This is a genomic window from Neobacillus sp. GCM10027624 (genome assembly GCF_042675345.1).
Classification (GTDB): Bacteria; Bacillota; Bacilli; order Bacillales; family Cytobacillaceae; genus Neobacillus; species Neobacillus cucumis_D.
The window spans coordinates 60,126-76,424 of sequence record NZ_JBHTHD010000002.1; the positions used below are offsets into that span (position 1 = coordinate 60,126).

General features: G+C 38.2%; 16 protein-coding genes, 1 pseudogene and 1 riboswitch. Of the genes and pseudogenes, 8 read left to right on the forward strand and 9 right to left on the reverse strand.

The window, feature by feature from the left end:
- Nucleotides 1-17 precede the first annotated feature (17 nt).
- Nucleotides 18-1,433: an L-seryl-tRNA(Sec) selenium transferase gene (gene selA / locus ACFQZ9_RS00310; RefSeq protein ID WP_498941800.1), complete on the reverse strand. Its 1,416-nt coding sequence runs from the start codon at nucleotides 1,431-1,433 to the stop codon at nucleotides 18-20.
- 98 nt (nucleotides 1,434-1,531) lie between these two features.
- On the opposite strand from selA, the gene ACFQZ9_RS00315 reads away from it, so the two are divergent.
- A complete protein-coding gene (locus ACFQZ9_RS00315; RefSeq protein ID WP_498941802.1) occupies nucleotides 1,532-1,921 on the forward strand; it encodes an Hsp20/alpha crystallin family protein in 390 nt (129 codons plus the stop codon).
- A gap of 90 nt (nucleotides 1,922-2,011) precedes the next feature.
- Here ACFQZ9_RS00315 and ACFQZ9_RS00320 read toward each other — a convergent pair.
- Nucleotides 2,012-2,197, reverse strand: a pseudogene (locus tag ACFQZ9_RS00320) (Rdx family protein); the annotation flags it as partial.
- 187 nt (nucleotides 2,198-2,384) lie between these two features.
- Between ACFQZ9_RS00320 and selD the strand changes: the two are divergent.
- Nucleotides 2,385-3,437, forward strand: coding sequence for a selenide, water dikinase SelD (gene selD / locus ACFQZ9_RS00325; RefSeq protein ID WP_498941804.1), 1,053 nt, complete (start codon nucleotides 2,385-2,387; stop codon nucleotides 3,435-3,437).
- A 28-nt stretch (nucleotides 3,438-3,465) separates the two neighbouring features.
- On the opposite strand, the gene ACFQZ9_RS00330 is transcribed toward selD, so the two are convergent.
- Both ACFQZ9_RS00330 and ACFQZ9_RS00335 read right to left on the reverse strand, forming a co-directional pair.
- Nucleotides 3,466-4,428, reverse strand: coding sequence for an L-threonine 3-dehydrogenase (locus ACFQZ9_RS00330; RefSeq protein WP_498941806.1), 963 nt, complete (start codon nucleotides 4,426-4,428; stop codon nucleotides 3,466-3,468).
- Nucleotides 4,429-4,470: 42 nt separating this feature from the next.
- Nucleotides 4,471-5,661, reverse strand: a complete 1,191-nt coding sequence (locus tag ACFQZ9_RS00335; protein ID WP_498941808.1) for a PLP-dependent aspartate aminotransferase family protein — start codon at nucleotides 5,659-5,661, stop codon at nucleotides 4,471-4,473.
- Between the two features lie 338 nt (nucleotides 5,662-5,999).
- Here ACFQZ9_RS00335 and ACFQZ9_RS00340 point away from each other — a divergent pair, with 338 nt between their 5' ends.
- The gene (locus ACFQZ9_RS00340; protein ID WP_198313214.1) at nucleotides 6,000-6,278 is read left to right on the forward strand and encodes a hypothetical protein; all 279 of its coding nucleotides are present in this window, start codon (nucleotides 6,000-6,002) and stop codon (nucleotides 6,276-6,278) included.
- Between the two features lie 34 nt (nucleotides 6,279-6,312).
- Here the strand turns inward: ACFQZ9_RS00340 and ACFQZ9_RS00345 are convergent, their stop codons facing one another.
- Nucleotides 6,313-7,311 carry an NAD(P)H-dependent flavin oxidoreductase gene (locus ACFQZ9_RS00345; RefSeq protein ID WP_498941810.1) on the reverse strand — a complete coding sequence of 333 codons (999 nt, stop codon included), beginning with the start codon at nucleotides 7,309-7,311 and terminating at the stop codon, nucleotides 6,313-6,315.
- 203 nt (nucleotides 7,312-7,514) lie between these two features.
- Nucleotides 7,515-7,616: riboswitch (purine riboswitch) on the forward strand.
- Nucleotides 7,617-7,738: 122 nt separating this feature from the next.
- Between ACFQZ9_RS00345 and ACFQZ9_RS00350 the strand changes: the two genes are divergently transcribed.
- Together ACFQZ9_RS00350 and ACFQZ9_RS00355 are read left to right on the forward strand one after the other, a co-directional pair.
- The gene (locus ACFQZ9_RS00350; protein ID WP_198313216.1) at nucleotides 7,739-8,332 is read left to right on the forward strand and encodes a xanthine phosphoribosyltransferase; all 594 of its coding nucleotides are present in this window, start codon (nucleotides 7,739-7,741) and stop codon (nucleotides 8,330-8,332) included.
- A complete protein-coding gene (locus tag ACFQZ9_RS00355) occupies nucleotides 8,332-9,645 on the forward strand; it encodes a nucleobase:cation symporter-2 family protein (RefSeq protein WP_498941811.1) in 1,314 nt (437 codons plus the stop codon). The genes ACFQZ9_RS00350 and ACFQZ9_RS00355 overlap by 1 nt, the downstream gene beginning before the upstream one ends.
- A 465-nt stretch (nucleotides 9,646-10,110) precedes the next feature.
- Here ACFQZ9_RS00355 and ACFQZ9_RS00360 read toward each other — a convergent pair whose 3' ends face one another.
- The 3 genes from ACFQZ9_RS00360 to pdxR all read right to left on the reverse strand — a co-directional run bounded on the left by ACFQZ9_RS00360 (nucleotide 10,111) and on the right by pdxR (nucleotide 12,417).
- Complete coding sequence (locus ACFQZ9_RS00360; RefSeq protein ID WP_498941812.1) at nucleotides 10,111-10,386, reverse strand: aspartyl-phosphate phosphatase Spo0E family protein; 276 nt, start codon at nucleotides 10,384-10,386, stop codon at nucleotides 10,111-10,113.
- Between the two features lie 296 nt (nucleotides 10,387-10,682).
- Nucleotides 10,683-10,901, reverse strand: coding sequence for a spore germination protein (locus ACFQZ9_RS00365; RefSeq protein ID WP_498941813.1), 219 nt, complete (start codon nucleotides 10,899-10,901; stop codon nucleotides 10,683-10,685).
- Nucleotides 10,902-11,007: 106 nt separating this feature from the next.
- The gene (gene pdxR / locus ACFQZ9_RS00370) at nucleotides 11,008-12,417 is read right to left on the reverse strand and encodes a MocR-like pyridoxine biosynthesis transcription factor PdxR (RefSeq protein WP_498941814.1); all 1,410 of its coding nucleotides are present in this window, start codon (nucleotides 12,415-12,417) and stop codon (nucleotides 11,008-11,010) included.
- A gap of 110 nt (nucleotides 12,418-12,527) precedes the next feature.
- Between pdxR and ACFQZ9_RS00375 the strand changes: the two genes are divergently transcribed.
- The 3 genes from ACFQZ9_RS00375 to ACFQZ9_RS00385 all read left to right on the forward strand — a co-directional run bounded on the left by ACFQZ9_RS00375 (nucleotide 12,528) and on the right by ACFQZ9_RS00385 (nucleotide 15,374).
- Complete coding sequence (locus ACFQZ9_RS00375) at nucleotides 12,528-13,070, forward strand: pyridoxamine 5'-phosphate oxidase family protein (protein WP_498941815.1); 543 nt, start codon at nucleotides 12,528-12,530, stop codon at nucleotides 13,068-13,070.
- 157 nt (nucleotides 13,071-13,227) lie between these two features.
- The gene (locus tag ACFQZ9_RS00380; protein ID WP_198313220.1) at nucleotides 13,228-13,713 is read left to right on the forward strand and encodes a CotY/CotZ family spore coat protein; all 486 of its coding nucleotides are present in this window, start codon (nucleotides 13,228-13,230) and stop codon (nucleotides 13,711-13,713) included.
- A 506-nt stretch (nucleotides 13,714-14,219) separates the two neighbouring features.
- A complete protein-coding gene (locus ACFQZ9_RS00385; protein ID WP_498941816.1) occupies nucleotides 14,220-15,374 on the forward strand; it encodes an MFS transporter in 1,155 nt (384 codons plus the stop codon).
- Nucleotides 15,375-15,479: 105 nt separating this feature from the next.
- On the opposite strand, the gene ACFQZ9_RS00390 is transcribed toward ACFQZ9_RS00385, so the two are convergent.
- Nucleotides 15,480-16,271 (reverse strand): hypothetical protein, encoded by a 792-nt coding sequence (locus ACFQZ9_RS00390; RefSeq protein ID WP_498941817.1) that lies wholly within the window; start codon nucleotides 16,269-16,271, stop codon nucleotides 15,480-15,482.
- Nucleotides 16,272-16,299: the final 28 nt, after the last annotated feature.

The following is a 16,299-nucleotide window of genomic DNA, read 5'->3' on the forward strand; positions in this document are numbered from 1 at the left end:
AAAAGCCCCCCTTTTTCTTAAAAGGGGTCTCTTGCGGTTAAAGCATTTAATATTAAAGCTTCTTCTTCCGGCGTAACAGTTCGTAAATCAATTAAAAACTCATCATTGTGAATCCGTCCGATAATCGCAGGTTCTGATTCGGTCCGCAATTTTCTACCAAGTTGTACAGCTGTTAATGTTTTATGTTTTAAAGCAATAACCATTGTCGGAACCTCGACATCAGGCATTGTGCCCCCGCCCACTTGACTGCTTCCAGGAAAAATTTTTGCATCAAATTGACTTGTCCTAGCTATAAGCTTTGAAACAAATTCCTGTGATCGTTCGTCTAATTCAGTGACAGAAACAAGTAAATCACGGATTGTCGGGATATGCTGCAGCCCCTTTTCTCCCCGGACATAATCCATTAAAGTGCCCTCTAGAGCCGCCAAAGTCATCTTATCCACCCGAACCACTCTAGCCAGCTGATGTTTTTTTAATTGATCGATTCGTTCTTTTTTGCCGGCAATGATTCCCGCTTGCGGCCCGCCCAGCAGTTTATCTCCACTAAAGGTTAAAAGATCCGCACCCATTGCAATCAATTCTTTTACAAGCGGTTCCTCTCCAATCCCGTGTTTTCGGAAATCAAAAAGAGCACCACTGCCTAAGTCTTCGTAAAAAATAATTTGTTCGTGATTTCTAGTTAATTGAATTAGTTCCTCTGTTGCAACTGATTTTGTAAAACCAATTACCTTAAAATTACTCGTATGAACCTTCATAACAATTGAAGTGTCTGGAGTTATCGCCTCTTCATAATCGAAGAGATGCGTTTTATTCGTCGTTCCTACCTCTACAAGCCTGGCACCACTTTCCTCCATTATCGAAGAAATGCGAAAGGAACCGCCGATTTCAACGAGCTGCCCGCGTGAGACAATAACCTCCTTATTTTTTGCCAACGCAGATAACACTAGATAAACGGCAGCTGCATTATTGTTAACCACCATCACTGCTTCAGCACCTGTGATTTCTTTTAACAAGGCTTCCACATGAGTGTGACGTGAACCGCGTTTTCCTTCATCAATTAAATACTCAAGATTTGAGTAATTCCTTGCGGTTTCGACGACATGTTCGATTGCATGTTCACTTAGCCTTGCACGGCCAAGATTTGTATGTAAAATCGTCCCTGTAGCATTAATAACTTTTTCTAATGTATAGGTGAATTGTTTTTCTACTTTTCCTGTAAGACAAAAAAATACATCATCAATAAACGTACTGGAACCAGGCATTGCACCCTTCCAGGTTTCTTTTAACAATTCATTTCTTATTTGATCCAGTACCTCTTTTAACTGCTTCGTTAATTGATTAAAATCTAAACCCCGCTCTTCAAGGAGGGTTAAAAATTGCGGGTAGTTCTGCAATTCATGAACAGCTGGGATCGAACGTAACCATTGTTTCACCTTAATAACTCCTTTAAATTGATACTTATGCCCTATTATAGCATTTTTCACATTTCACGATAGTTTGAATAAAATAAACCAAGCAAGGGGGAATCGCTTTGAATAGAAAGAAAGATGAGCAATGTTATGATTTGGAGCAAATGGAAAAATGGTTAGAAAATTACTTTCTAGACCCATTAACCTCCTATTGTGACATGACCCAATTCCGGATTGACCTTTATGAAACAGAAAAAGACTGGATTGTGGAAGCCGTATTAGATGATTTTAAAGCAGCGGAACTTTCCGTAAAAGTGGAGGATATGAAGCTAATTATAACGGCACGAAAACAAACTCTCTCTTCAAACATTAAAAAGATAAGAACCATTGACTTCCCCTTTCCGATTAAAAATCAGAAAGTCTGTGCCTTTTTTCAAAATGGTATATTAGAAATATTTATCTCCAAAATAGAAAAAGGTGGAGGAAACGATCGTTTTATTACACTTCCGTAACCGTTTTTCTTTTTTTTGTTGCAGTTTACATAATACTATTATCAGCAATTAAAAAGCCCTCAAATCCATCTTATGGACTTGAGGGCTTTTTTACATGCTTTCGATTGTTTTGATGATTTCGTCTGTATCAGGAAAGACGCCCGTTTCATCCTTGGAATATATTTTTATTCCATCAACGGTAACTTCAAAAACCCCTCCTGAAGCAGGTATTAATTCCATCTTTTTAATATTTCTATTAAAGTGGGTAAATAATTCTTCTGCGAAACTCGCAGCTTTTGGTGCGAAGTTTCATTGCATGCAAAATTCAACAATTACATGATAATTTTTCATACAGACCTCCTATTTTGCTACATCAAGATAGTAAAAACATTCTACCTTATCCCTTATATTACAGCAATTATTTTGCACCATTCGTGCGCAAATAACCTGAAAGAGTTATACTAGGTAGATGGAGGTGGACAGTATGAGTGAACAAGAAAAAATTCGCCTAACCTCATTGTCAACAAAAGCTGGCTGAGGCTGCAAAATTGGTCCTGAGGACCTGGCGCAAGTTTTGCGTCTATTGCCAAAACAAGACCCTGTACCGGAATTACTTGTTGGACATGAAACGTCCGATGATGCCGGTGTATTTCAATTAACAGACTCAATCGCACTCATTCAAACCTTAGATTATTTTACGCCAATCGTGGATGACCCCTATATGTTCGGACAGATTGCGGCCGCAAACGCATTAAGTGATGTCTATGCCATGGGCGGACAACCGAAAACCGTTATGAATATTGTCGGCTATCCGATCAAGAAGCTCGGGCCGGATATGCTTTCCGAAATTCTACGGGGGGCAGCGGATAAGGTAAAAGAATCAGGTGCCTTAACAGTGGGCGGCCACTCGATTGATGATCAAGAACCGAAATTCGGTCTCTCTGTGACTGGTATTGTACATCCGAATAAGGTGTGGAAAAATGTCGGTGCCAAACCAGGTGATGCTCTTGTTTTAACAAAACCAATCGGTGTGGGTATACTTACAACCGGAATTAAAAGAAATGTGGTTACGAAGGAACAAGAACAATCAGTAACCGAAACGATGGCGACGCTTAATAAAACGGCTGCAGAGGTTTTAACGAACTTCCATCCACACGCTGTAACAGATGTCACTGGTTTTGGTCTGCTCGGTCATGGCAGTGAAATGGCTCGCGGCAGTGGTGTAAGCTTTGAAATTTCGTTCTCCCAAGTTCCAATCCTTGAAGGAGCCATCGAGCTAGCTAAGGATGGTGTCGTACCGGGCGGATCGAAATCTAATCATAAATGGCTTCAGGATGATGTTGTTTATGAGGAAATTCATCCAGATGAACAACTTGTTCTTTGTGATGCCATTACCTCTGGTGGTTTACTGGTTTCATTGAATGAAAAGGATGCACGAACATATATCGAAAATCTTCATACGAATGGACTTGCCCAAGCATCGATCATCGGACATGTCACTGAGAATAGGGAAAAATTAATTTATGTAAGAAAATAAACAGCGAAGCATCTGCTTCGCTGTTTATTTATGCCATCTTTCTTATTTGCAGTTTTTGGGATAATTTTTCAATCATATCTTGGGTCATTTTGTCCAAATCATATTCAAATTTAAAGCCCCATTCTTGTTTTGCAGCGGTGGCATCAATTGAATTTGGCCAGCTATCTGCAATTTTTTGGCGAACAGGATCTGGATTATAGGCCATTTTAAAGTTTGGGATATACTTCATGATACTTGCTGCGATATCCTCAGGTGCAAAACTCATAGCTGTGACATTAAAGGCATTTCGGTGAATCAGTTTTGAAGAATCTGCTTCCATTAAATCGATGATGGTATTCAATGCATCCGGCATATACATCATATCCATGTAGGTGCCTTTATCAATATAGGAGGTATATCTGCCATTTTTAATTGCTTCATAATAGATTTCAACTGCATAATCGGTTGTTCCGCCGCCAGGCAGTGCTACATACGAAATTAACCCCGGGAAACGCACGCCGCGTGTATCCACTCCGAACCTTTGGTGATAGTAATCAGCCAATAACTCCCCAGCAACTTTGTTTACCCCATACATGGTTGTTGGCCGCATAATCGTATCCTGGGGTGTTTGGTCTTTAGGAGTAGTTGGTCCGAATGCACCAATGGAACTTGGTGTGAAAAATTGGGCATTTACCTCTCTTGCTGTTTCAAGGGCATTCATAAGTCCACCCATATTTAAATTCCAAGCGAATAATGGCTTTGCTTCTGCTGTAGCGGATAAAAGTGCAGCTAAATGCATGATCGTATCCACATTATATTTTTTTGCGATTTCAACCATCCGTTTTCCGTCCGTTACATCTAAAATTTCGAAGGGGCCACTTTCGAAATTTAAGTTATCGCTCTTTTTTATATCCGTGGCAATTACATTGTCTGCTCCGTAGATTTCTCTAAGACGCATTGTTAATTCAGAACCAATTTGCCCCAATGCTCCTGTGATTAAAATTCTTTTCATATTAAATCCCCCGTCCTCTTCACCATGATGTATATAGAAAGATTAAATGACACCCATTTCCTTACCGACTTTTTCGTAAATGGATATGGCTTTATCAAGCATTTCTTTGGTATGGGCAGCAGTTGGCATGTTACGAACACGGCCTGTTCCCTGCGGTACCGTTGGGAATACAATCGCTTTAGCATATACGCCTTCTTCATTTAAACGTTTACTAAATGCTTGGGTTAACGATTCGTCCCCAATAATACATGGAGTGATTGGCGTTTCACTATTGCCGATATTAAAGCCCAATTCCTTCAAGCCTTTTTTCAGATAATTTCCATTCTCCCAAAGCTTTTGATTCAGTTCGGTGCTTTCCATTAAAATTTCAATCGATTTTTTACTTGCTGCAACATCTGCAGGGGTTAAGGAAGTTGAAAAAAGGAATGGACGGCTGCGAACCTTTAACCAGTCGATTAAATTTTTCTTACCAGCCACATATCCGCCGACGACACCGATTGCTTTAGAAAGCGTACCGATTTGGAAATCAATTTTATCGGATAAACCGAAATGCTTTACAGTCCCAGCTCCCTCACCAAGTACACCTGATCCATGGGCATCATCGACATACGTAATTAAATCAAATTCTTCAGCAATTTTTACGATTTCCGGTAATAGGGCGACATCGCCGTCCATGGAAAATACGCCATCTGTAATGACCATTATTTTATTGTAAAGGCCTGATTCCATTGCTTCTTTCGCTCTCGCCCGTAAATCTTCCATATCGGAGTGGTTAAAGCGGATAATTTTCGCTTTGGATAAACGGCATCCATCTATAATGGAGGCATGGTTCAATTCGTCAGAGAGAATCGCATCATTTTTATCCATAACTGCTGAAATCGCTGCCATATTACAGTTAAAACCAGACTGATAAGCAATCGCAGCTTCTGTATGTTTAAATTCTGCTAATTTTTTCTCTAGTTCTACATGAAGCTTGAGCGTACCATTAATGGTACGGACGGCACCGGCTCCGACACCGTATTGTTCGATCGCTTCTTTTGCAGCTTGTTTCAAACGCTCGTCTGTTGCTAAACCTAAATAATTATTTGAAGAAAGATTCACAAGCTCCTTCCCATTAATCGTAATGACAGGACCATTTGGACTTTCTAAAGGGTCAATAACATTGTATAGACCTTTTCCCTTTAAATCTTCAAGATTTTCATTTAAAAAATGCTCCAAAATATGACTGGACATTTTTATACCTCCCTATCAAATCAGCGGTTATTTGTCGTTATCCAGAGCACGATTGTCTACTGGACGCGGACACTGGAATTCAACTCAATTGCCTATATAAAAGCATTCTTGTTAATTACTTTATCATACTTTTTTCAAAATGTTCATACCTAGAGGACAAATTTTTAAAAAATTTTTTATTTACTCCTTTAGGGTAACCATTTCAAAAACAGGATATTTGCGTGAAGGATATTTGGATTAAATCCTTTGAATTTTCATTATATAAAAATAATTTTATTGGAAAGAAAAAACGGTATAATAGACTTACTCGAATGAACGTAACAGAAAGGGTGTTTTTTGTGTCATTTCTTTCTTCTCTGCTCTATACCATCCTTATTGGTGGAGCATTTATCTATTTATTCATTTTTACGTATGATTTTTTTTATGGTGAAAAACGGGATAAGCAAATGAAAAAAATACATAAGCATTTCCGTAAAGAAACGGTAAAAAAGATTGACCTTTTAGAACATCAGCCCAAAAAATTTACAATGTATCAGGTAAAAACAAATAGCGAAACGAAAAAAGTAAAAGTAAAACCAGGGTACAAGATCGTAAAAATGGTGAAAAAGAAAAAATAAAAGAACCTACCCGCTGGATAGGTTCTTTCCGTATTTATTTCACTTTTTGAATGGATAATTTTTCAGCTGCTTTGTTCACTTTTTGAAGAGCATCTTGGTATTCTACCTCTAACCGCTCAATAATTTCTCCAGCCGTTTCGATTTTATCGATTGCTCCGACGCCATGTCCAGCAGACCAGATATCGCGCCAAGCTTTGACATTTGGTTCTTGCTGCATATGATTAAAATCAATTTTTTCTTTTTTTGCAAGTTGGGCCGGATCAAGTCCTGCTTTTACAATGCTTGGAATTAACATATTCGCCTTTACCCCAGAAAAGGCGTCTGTCAAAATGATATCCTCTTGGGTAGCTTCGACAAGCATCTCTCGGTATTCATCACGGGCCATACTTTCTTTTGCTACAATGAATCTTGTACCCATATAGGCAAGGTCTGCTCCTGCTGCTTGTGCCGCTAAAATTCCCTTTCCGGTCGAAATCGCACCGGCAAGTACGATGATTCCATCCCAGAAGGAGCGCACAATATCTACAAAAGCAAAGCCGTTGATTTGACCGGCATGCCCGCCTGCCCCGCTTGCCACTAAAATGAGTCCGTCAACTCCTGCTTCCGCCGCTTTTTTTGCGAATTTCACATCACTTACATCTGAAAAAACAAGACCGCCATATTCATGTACGATTTCAACGACAATCTTCGGACTGCCTAGCGAGGTGATAACCAGCTGGGGCTGATGCTTTTTAACTAATTCAATTTCCTCCAGCAGTCTACCATATGAGCTATGTACAACCATGTTCATCGCCCATGGTGCGATTTTACGGCCGGGATCCTGCGTTTTCGCCGCTTCTAATTCCGTGTTTAATTGCCCCATCCATTGGTCAAGTACTTCAATCGGCCGTGCATTTGGTGCTGGAAATGAACCAATGACCCCATTCAAACAGCAATTTTTGACTAAATCAGGGCCTGATACTAAGAACATCGGTGCAGAGATAATCGGTAAACGCAATTGAGTCCACCAGTTTTCTGGTATGGATTTGTTCATTTTACCCCTCTTTTCAATTTAGAATTTTCTGAACAGACTTCTCACTATTATATAGTAGCTGAAAATGAATGAATATTCAATCATAACCTATGTATTTAAAAAACGTTTTCAAACACGAACGATATTTTTAAAAAATAAAATATTATTCGCTTTTTTATTAAAAAAGGATTGATTTTACCTTTTCATCGTGGTTATAATGTGAATAAATTTAAAACCGTTTCACTCATATAATCGCAGGGATATGGCCTGCAAGTTTCTACCGGATTGCCGTAAACAATCTGACTATGAGTGGGCAATGAAACGCGCTCTTCTTCCTGAATTGCGCACCACTTGTTTCCTCTTGGAATTCAAGCCCAAAGGTCATTGCCTCACTCAATTTTGATGTGAGCGGACCTTTGGGCTTTTATTATTTTAGGAGGTTTAACCAATGAAATTATTGGAAGAAAGAATTATAGCGGACGGGAATGCCCTTAATGAAAATGTTTTAAAGGTTGATTCCTTTTTGAATCACCAAATTGATCCTCACTTAATGAACGAAATTGGCAAGGAATTTGCGTCTCTTTTTGCCAATGAGGGAATAACAAAAATTGTAACAATTGAAACTTCAGGGATTGCTCCTGCTGTAATGGCTGGATTGCATATGAATGTTCCTGTGATCTTTGCTAAAAAAAGCAAATCATTAACATTGTTCGAAGCCATGCTGACAACAAGAGTGTATTCCTTTACGAAGCAAGAATCTAATGATATCTCCATTTCAAAAAAATATATATCCGAGGATGACCGAATCCTTATTATCGATGACTTCATTGCAAACGGTGAGGCTGCACTTGGATTGGTCAATCTAGTTGAAATGACAAATGCCAAGGTCGCTGGTATTGGCATTGTCATTGAAAAGTCCTTCCAGCCAGGTGCTCAAAAGTTAAAGGATCTTGGTTTTAGGGTTGAATCATTGGCAAGAATCGCCAAACTATCAAACGGAGAAGTAACATTTGTAAATGAAAAAGTGGAGGAGTTAGTCTAATGAAACAAAATCCTTTTAAAATTGCCTCTTTAGGAATTCAACATGTATTGGCAATGTATGCCGGAGCCGTAATCGTTCCTCTAATCATCGGCAGCGCCCTTCATTTTTCAGGTAAACAATTAGCGTATCTCGTATCGCTTGATATTCTGACAAGCGGGATTGCCACGTTATTGCAAGTGTGGCAGAATCGCTTTTTCGGAATTGGTCTTCCAATCGTTCTTGGTTGTACGTTCACGGCTGTTGGACCCATTATTGCGATTGGCAGTCAATACGGTCTATCTTCCATCTATGGTTCGATTTTGATTTCAGGCTTAATTGTCATTCTCATTGCCAGCTTTTTTGGAAAACTGATTCGTTTCTTTCCTCCTATTGTAACAGGGTCGGTTGTTACAATTATTGGCCTAACCCTAATTCCGGTTGCGATGAATAATGTTGCCGGCGGACAAGGCAGTCCTGATTTTGGTTCTCGAACAAATCTTGCTCTTGCATTTGGGACTTTATTATTTATTATCTTGCTTTACCGCTTCTCGAAAGGATTTATTCGTTCGATTTCGATTCTTTTAGGTTTGATTGCTGGTACGATTGCTGCTACTTTAATGGGAAAAGTAAACTTTTCTTCTGTTGGAGAGGCTTCATGGTTCCATATGGTAAGTCCATTACACTTTGCTGCCCCTTCTTTTGAATTGGCGCCAATTATTACTATGACATTGGTAGCCATTGTCAGCTTAATCGAGTCATCAGGTGTATACTTTGCTTTAAGTGATATTACTGGGAGAAAATTATCCGAAAAGGATTTAGTGAAAGGGTATCGTGCGGAAGGTCTCGCAAGTATCCTTGGAGCTTTATTTAATTCTTTTCCATATACAACTTATTCACAGAACGTAGGGCTTGTTCAATTTTCAGGTGTAAAAAGTAAAAGCGTGATCTACACAATGGCCGGAATCCTTGTATTTTTAGGCTTTGTACCAAAAATCGCTGCGTTAACAACGGTTATACCTACAGCGGTTCTTGGCGGTGCAATGATTGCTATGTTTGGTATGGTGATTGCTTCCGGGATTAAGATGCTTAGTAAAATTGACTTTACTTCCCAAGAAAACCTACTAATTATCGCTTGTTCAGTCGGGATGGGATTAGGCGTAACGGCAGTGCCTGATTTATTTAAACACCTTCCGGATGGTGTGAAAATCCTTACGAATAGCGGAATTGTTGCTGGGAGCTTAACAGCTATTTTCTTAAATATTGTGTTCAATATTATTAAACCCGCAAAGCAAAAACAAGCAGTTACGAAGAGTATCGAAGTAAAAGCTTCCTAAACTTTGTTCAATATTTAAGGGAAAAGCGAAGAGGAAAATTAAGGTAAAGAAAAACCACCATCTTGGTGGTTTTTTTATTTTAAATAGAGAAATCATAAGACACAATTTCTTCGAGGAATGCATTACGAATAATTAATAGTTTTTTTATACAAACTATAGTTATTATTAAAGGGAGGTTTTATTATGCGCGATAACACCAATTTGGCTGTTACTGTGTTTTTTTCACTTTTAGGCTTTATTGCAACAATAATTTTTAGCAGTGTCATAATATCTCAAAATAACCAAATTAAATCGAAACTTGAAAACGCAAAACAAACGTGATTCCTTTCAAGAATATCTTGAGAGGACTTTTTATGTCAAAATATTTATCAATAGCAATATAACAAATTATTCCATTAGTTGAAGATAATTAAGATTATATAAAAAAAGAGTGACATCTTTGCCACTCCATATCAAAATGAAATATTAATTTCCATATTGTAGGACAGGGAAAATAGAATTGTAACCGATATGTAAAGACTTAAAAATAGATTTTTGTAGAAATATTAAAAATTCGTGGTATACATCCATAGGATCGGTCCGTTCAGTTTCAATTAATACTAAATTATAATCGTTAAGCAGCATATCGAGTTCTTGGCTGCATTTAATTGTTTCATGAAACGACAAACCTTTTTCCATTCCTAACTTAATCATCTCTGCTCTTTTCTTCTTTATAGCCATTTCCAAATCTGCTGGTTTCATTATGGACTCACACCTCTAAAAATTAGGATAACTGTGTATATATGCAAATCTTATGAGGTATCTTGTACACAATTTACATTTTAACATTTTACGACCTAAGATATATAGACGACTTTAGATACATAAATTCGGGGAATACAGACAAAAACAGACAAATGTAATTGTTGCTGGTAGCTTAACAGCAATTTTCTTAAATATTGTGTTCAATATTATTAAACCAGCAAAGCAGAAACAAGCTGTTACGCAGAGTATCGAAGTAAAGGCTTCCTAAACTAAAAAATAAGAACGATGCTATTTTAGAGCATCGTCCTTATTAAGTTTAGTATATCAGTCACTGTTTGTTGGTTGACAGAACTTAATCTGGTATTGGTGGTAACCGATGTTCCTGAATTGCCTCCATCAGAACCGGAGATTGTCCTTGTAACGGAGATTGGGGAAATGCATACTGCTCCGCCAAAATTGACAATTCCACCTGAAATAGTACCAATATTTATGCCGTCTTTATTGATGTCCAATTCAACCGCACCTCCCCCCTGTCCATATAAAATAGTATATGTACAAGCAGGTGCCTTGGTTAAACTCTTCACTATATTAGGAGAATATTGTTCACGGACAAGAGATTTAACAACTCTTTAATGCAACAGCCAAATTTTGAATACCGGCTTGAATGTCTTCCTCAGATACTCCCCCATACCCGATAATGATTGGCTGATTAGAAATAGGTGCGGTCTGATGCCAATACTGTTGTGTCAAGTAAATCCTTACTCCCAGTTTTTCTGCCTGCTGCACCAGTTTCCTGGTATCCAGATGGTAAAATTCAAGCAGCAGATGCAGGCCAGCCTTTTGGCCAATCACCTTGACATTTTCTCCTAAAAATTCATCGATAGCCGCTAACAGCACTTTTTGTTTCGATTGATAGATTTTCCTCATTTTTCGAATATGCCGGCTAAAATAACCATCTTTCATAAATCGATAAAGTGCTTCCTGAATCAAGGGAGAAACGGATTGATTGTAAAAAGAATAGTCAGTTTGGAATCGTTCCAGTAATTTTTCTGGCAGTACAAGATAACTGATTCGAGCTGCAGGAAGAAAAGCCTTTGAAAAGGTTCCGAGATAAATGACGTTCCCATTCGTATCCAGTGATTTTAAGGAAGGAATCGGCTGGCCTTGGTAACGAAATTCTCCATCATAATCATCTTCTATAACATAACTGGAATTTTTCTCTGCCCATTGTAACAGTTTAATTCGCTTTTGAATGGGCAGCACCATTCCAAATGGAAACTGATGGGATGGGGTTACATATGCACAAAGGGCAGCACTATTCTCCAACTCTTCCATCTTGATCCCATCCTCTTCAAGCGAGATCGGGGTGATACGACAATTTTGACTTTCAAAAACACGCCGAACCCCATCATATCCTGGATTCTCCATAGCTACCCTGTTATTTCTTAACGAAAGAAGCTGACATAACAATTGAATGGCTGTTTGCGTCCCGGCAGTGAGAATGACCTGATTCGGGGAACATTTTACTCCTCGCGCTTGATAGAGATAATGGGCGATTTCACTTCGAAGTCCAAGATGCCCTTTTTTATTACCATAAGAAAAAACTTCTTGACTTGGATTTTCCAATGTATCGACTAAACATTTTTTCCATGTCTTATGCGGAAAATGTTCCAAATCAATATCGCCATATTGGAAATCAATCTTAATTTTTTCTTCTTGGATCGCATTTACACTTTCCATTAGTGGTTGAGTTTTACGGTGTCTATCATTAAATTGAAAATCGTCCAATTGTAAAACAAATAACCCCTTTTTTTCCTTCCCTTCAACATACCCTTCCGCAACAAGCTGTTGATACGCCATTTCGACTGTATTTTTACTAATATTGGTTGTATGCGAAAGTTGCCGAATAGATGGCAGTTTGGTTCCTGCCGGTAATTGTCCTGTTTCAATTTGTTCTCGGAAATATTGATAGAGCTGTAAATACATTGGATTTACGTCTTCTTTTTTGATAAAGGGAATGATATCCACATCTTCCTCCTTATCTGTCCCTATGAATTTATCTAATACTGTCTCTTTTAACAAGGGCAATTCATTTTTAAAATGAGTATAACACTAAAATATATTGAGGAGAGAAGATTATGATTCCAATGAGACAAAGAGCTTTAGAATGCAAGGATCAAGAAAAAATACATCTGTTTTTAGAACAGGAGAAAACCGGTTTTTTAGGTTTGGCAGACGGTAACACTCCCTATGTAATCCCGCTTAATTTTGTTTGGCTGGAGGGGGCGATTTATTTTCACGGAGCTGCTGAAGGCAGAAAGGTAAATATTATGGAGGAAAATGCCAAGGCTTGTTTTACGGTGAGTGCGAACCTTGGCACCCTAACCCACCCTGTACCTGCTAAGACAGATACTGCCTATATGAGCGTAATGGTTTTTGGCGAAGCAGAATTAGTTGTAGATCTTGATGAAGCGGTCAAGGCCATGCAGAAAATGCTCGATAAATATGTTCCAGGCTATTACGAACAAGCCCTTTCAAGTTCACACGTAGAAAGATACCGTTCTTCGCTTGGCAGCAGAACCGCTGTATATAAGATAAAAGCTCTGGAGCTAAGTGCAAAGGAAAACCCGATCCAGCTTGAAAAATTATTTTATAACGGCAAAACCCAGCATCATGACTAGCATCATGACTAGACAAAATAAGTTAAACGGACTGTCCTTGATGGCAGTCTGTTCTTTAATAGATAGAAGGGATTTAAAGGTGTTTGACCTATTCCAAATAGGACGACCTTCCATATGATATAGCATGTACTTTTTTAACAAGAAGGAGCGATTATATATGGAAGCGAGTTGTTACGAGGAAAACAGGTGTATTAAAAAGACACTAGAAAAAATCCTTGAAGCACAAAGAAAAGCAAAAAAGAAAAAAGGCGATTCATGCCAAACATCCTGCTTAGCTCCACTTGGAGAGTTAGGCAATCATTATAGCAAAAATACCATTCCATTTATCCTTTATTGTGACTGTGATCCTTTTAAGGTGGAAGGAGTGACTATTTGCCGGGATAAAAATTCAAATAGCGAAACATTTGTCTGTTTTATTACCTTCGTTTTTCGGATTATTGATATCAAAGATGATTGTGCCGTATTGGAGCTACTAAAATTTAAAAACCATCAAAAGTGTAATTCCAAAGGTAAGCCTATTTGTTCCCCCTGTTCCCAATTAAATTGTGAAAATATCGATGACTTAAAGGCAACAGGTGTCTGCGTGAATGTGGATCTCTCAGGCTTTCATGCGATCCAATGCCTACCGCCTGTTTGCTTATAAGAAGTAAATGAAAAATATAATTTCCAATGAATTTTCTTGGAAAAAATCTTGTCGAATCCTCGAACCTGATTTTTATGAAGATTGGGTCACAAAGGTTTGGAATGTCGAAGAATGTCCAACAAACAGTATATGAAAAGCAGCGGAACTCCGCTGCTTTTTCGTTTGCTTTTTCCACCCAATTATATTGCTATTCAATTGCTAGCATTCGCTATCACTATAGTAGATCATTGCGATAACACAGATGTCATTAGCTAGGTTTTCGATTGGGATCCTTCGGCTGGCTGGCTTTTCTTACTAATTTGCCGCCATCGAAATGCCGGCCATAGGTTTTTACAATTTCCGCTGCTTCTTCATAGGTGGGAATTTGGCCGAAATTGTTTCTTTATTGGTTTTAGTACTTTTGGCATATAGAAGCTTTTTATTGGAATAAATTGCTTAAAAACGTGCATTCCTTTATCCTATTAATAGAAATTAATTGCTATTTTCTACAGAAATGAGTTGATTTTTTGCAAAACAAAAATGCTTTACCGATTTTATTTTTTGTGATGTTTCTCGTGATGATTGGCTTTGGGATCATCATCCCTGTCCTGCCTTTTTACGCAGAACAAATCGGAGCCTCACCTACAGAGCTGGGCCTATTAATGGCGGTCTATTCATTTATGCAGCTTATTTTTGCTCCCATCTGGGGGCGGGTTTCTGACCGGATCGGTCGCAAACCCGTAATGATGATTGGAATTGCAGGTCTTGGAATATCCTTTTTAATTCAAGGGTTATCAACACAGTTATGGATGCTGTTTGCAGCAAGAATTCTCGGCGGGATGCTTTCTTCAGCGAATATGCCAACTGCTATGGCCTATGTCGCAGATATCACCTCGGAAGAAAATCGCGGGAAAGGAATGGGAATCATTGGAGCGGCTACAGGTTTGGGCTTTGTTTTTGGTCCCGCTATTGGGGGGATTTTTTCAAAAATAAGCTTAGGATTACCATTTTTACTTGCCAGTGCTTCCTCCTTTATTACTTTAATCCTTGTGTTTTTATTACTTAGGGAGTCCTCAGTGAAGAAATCGGTAGAAAAAAGACCATCTTTGCTAGAGGCTTTTAACGGACCAACATCCATTCTATTTATTATGCAATTATTGATTTCCTTATCTCTTTCCGGTCTAGAAGCAACTTTTGCTTATTTTGCTGCAAAAAAAGCGGGTATGGATACATCAGAACTTGGGTATGTATTTATGATTATGGGGTTCGCCAGTGCGATTATACAGGGGGGGATGGTTGGCCGGTTAACGAAAATATATGGAGAAAGGGTAGTTATTCAAGGAGGCATTATTGTTTCAGCAATTGGTTTTGGACTCATTCTTCTAGTAGATAGTTTTCTATCTGCAGCGGTCTATTTAACGATTTTCGGAATAGGTAATGGCGTAATTCGTCCCAGTGTTTCTGCTTTACTTACGAAAACTTCATCAGCAGGACATGGAAGCACGACCGGTTTACTCTCTTCCTTTGATTCATTAGGAAGAATTATCGGGCCGCCATTGGGAGGCTGGCTATTTTCGATAACGATAGGTTTACCCTACATCTCAGGGGCAGTCATATCAATCCTGGCATTGATTCTATTTCAGATTTATCGCCCTGTTGCTAAAATGGTGCAAGAGAATTGAGACCTCTGACTTCCGGCGCTAGATTATTGCGCCGGAACCCAATTTATGATCTGTTTTTTTAGCCGGAAAAGAAATTTTACCGATGGTTTACTTAATGGAGAAGGGCTAAAGTTTAAATTGTGAAAATAAGAATAATTCACTTCGGAACTTGTCTAGAAGTTCTTCAAACGAGGAATGGATTAATTGTGGAAATAAAGTTTCTAAAGCTTCATTATAATCCTGACCTAATTCTTCTCGTATATGAACATAGCTATGAAATAATAATGCTTTTTCAAAATCGATCCCTAATTCATATAAGCCGAAAGCTAACTCATCTTTTGGAATTTGTTTTATTTTTTTGTAAACCCTTTCGTTTTTCTCAATCAGGTTTTTATTTAGATAATGAGTGACATAATCTGTATAGATCATTTGCCCAATATCATTTGTTTCTTTATTGGAATAATTAAAGCCGATCACATGATTTTCCTTACTTTCGCGAATGATAAAGGTTTTATTTCCTTTTAAATGGGTAATAAAATTTTTTACGTGCTTATCAAAAATTTTATCAAATTCAATGATTTCCTGAAGTTTTACCGCGAAATCCCGATGTTCTTCGCCAACAACAAATAAGCGGTCAACAATGGGTAATAGGCTTAACACTCCTTCTGATAGCTGACTGGATGCATCGTATATGATAATATCAAATTCCTTTTTCATTTGTTTAATTTTCCGTTTTTTCTCTGCAAGAGATAATTTTGAGAATTCATGGATCAATTCCGTTGAAATTTCTTCTTTTTCTAAAGTCCCGTAAGAAATAAAAGCCGCGGAAAGACTGGTGTTTGTTTTAAGCCAATGATAAATTGATAAAGATAATTCTGTGACACCTGATTTTGCTTTTGGAGAATAGAAACCAACCAAATACAATTCTCTTCACCTGCCTTTATAA

What these genes read in the sequence shown, in the direction of transcription:
- ACFQZ9_RS00330 (WP_498941806.1), bottom strand. Translation starts at nt 4,428, where the DNA reads ATGAAAAGAATTTTAATCACAGGAGCATTGGGGCAAATTGGTTCTGAA.
- ACFQZ9_RS00335 (WP_498941808.1), bottom strand. Translation starts at nt 5,661, where the DNA reads ATGTCCAGTCATATTTTGGAGCATTTTTTAAATGAAAATCTTGAAGAT.
- ACFQZ9_RS00345 (WP_498941810.1), bottom strand. Translation starts at nt 7,311, where the DNA reads ATGAACAAATCCATACCAGAAAACTGGTGGACTCAATTGCGTTTACCG.
- ACFQZ9_RS00350 (WP_198313216.1), top strand. Translation starts at nt 7,739, where the DNA reads ATGAAATTATTGGAAGAAAGAATTATAGCGGACGGGAATGCCCTTAAT.
- ACFQZ9_RS00355 (WP_498941811.1), top strand. Translation starts at nt 8,332, where the DNA reads ATGAAACAAAATCCTTTTAAAATTGCCTCTTTAGGAATTCAACATGTA.
- ACFQZ9_RS00360 (WP_498941812.1), bottom strand. Translation starts at nt 10,386, where the DNA reads ATGAAACCAGCAGATTTGGAAATGGCTATAAAGAAGAAAAGAGCAGAG.
- ACFQZ9_RS00375 (WP_498941815.1), top strand. Translation starts at nt 12,528, where the DNA reads ATGATTCCAATGAGACAAAGAGCTTTAGAATGCAAGGATCAAGAAAAA.
- ACFQZ9_RS00380 (WP_198313220.1), top strand. Translation starts at nt 13,228, where the DNA reads ATGGAAGCGAGTTGTTACGAGGAAAACAGGTGTATTAAAAAGACACTA.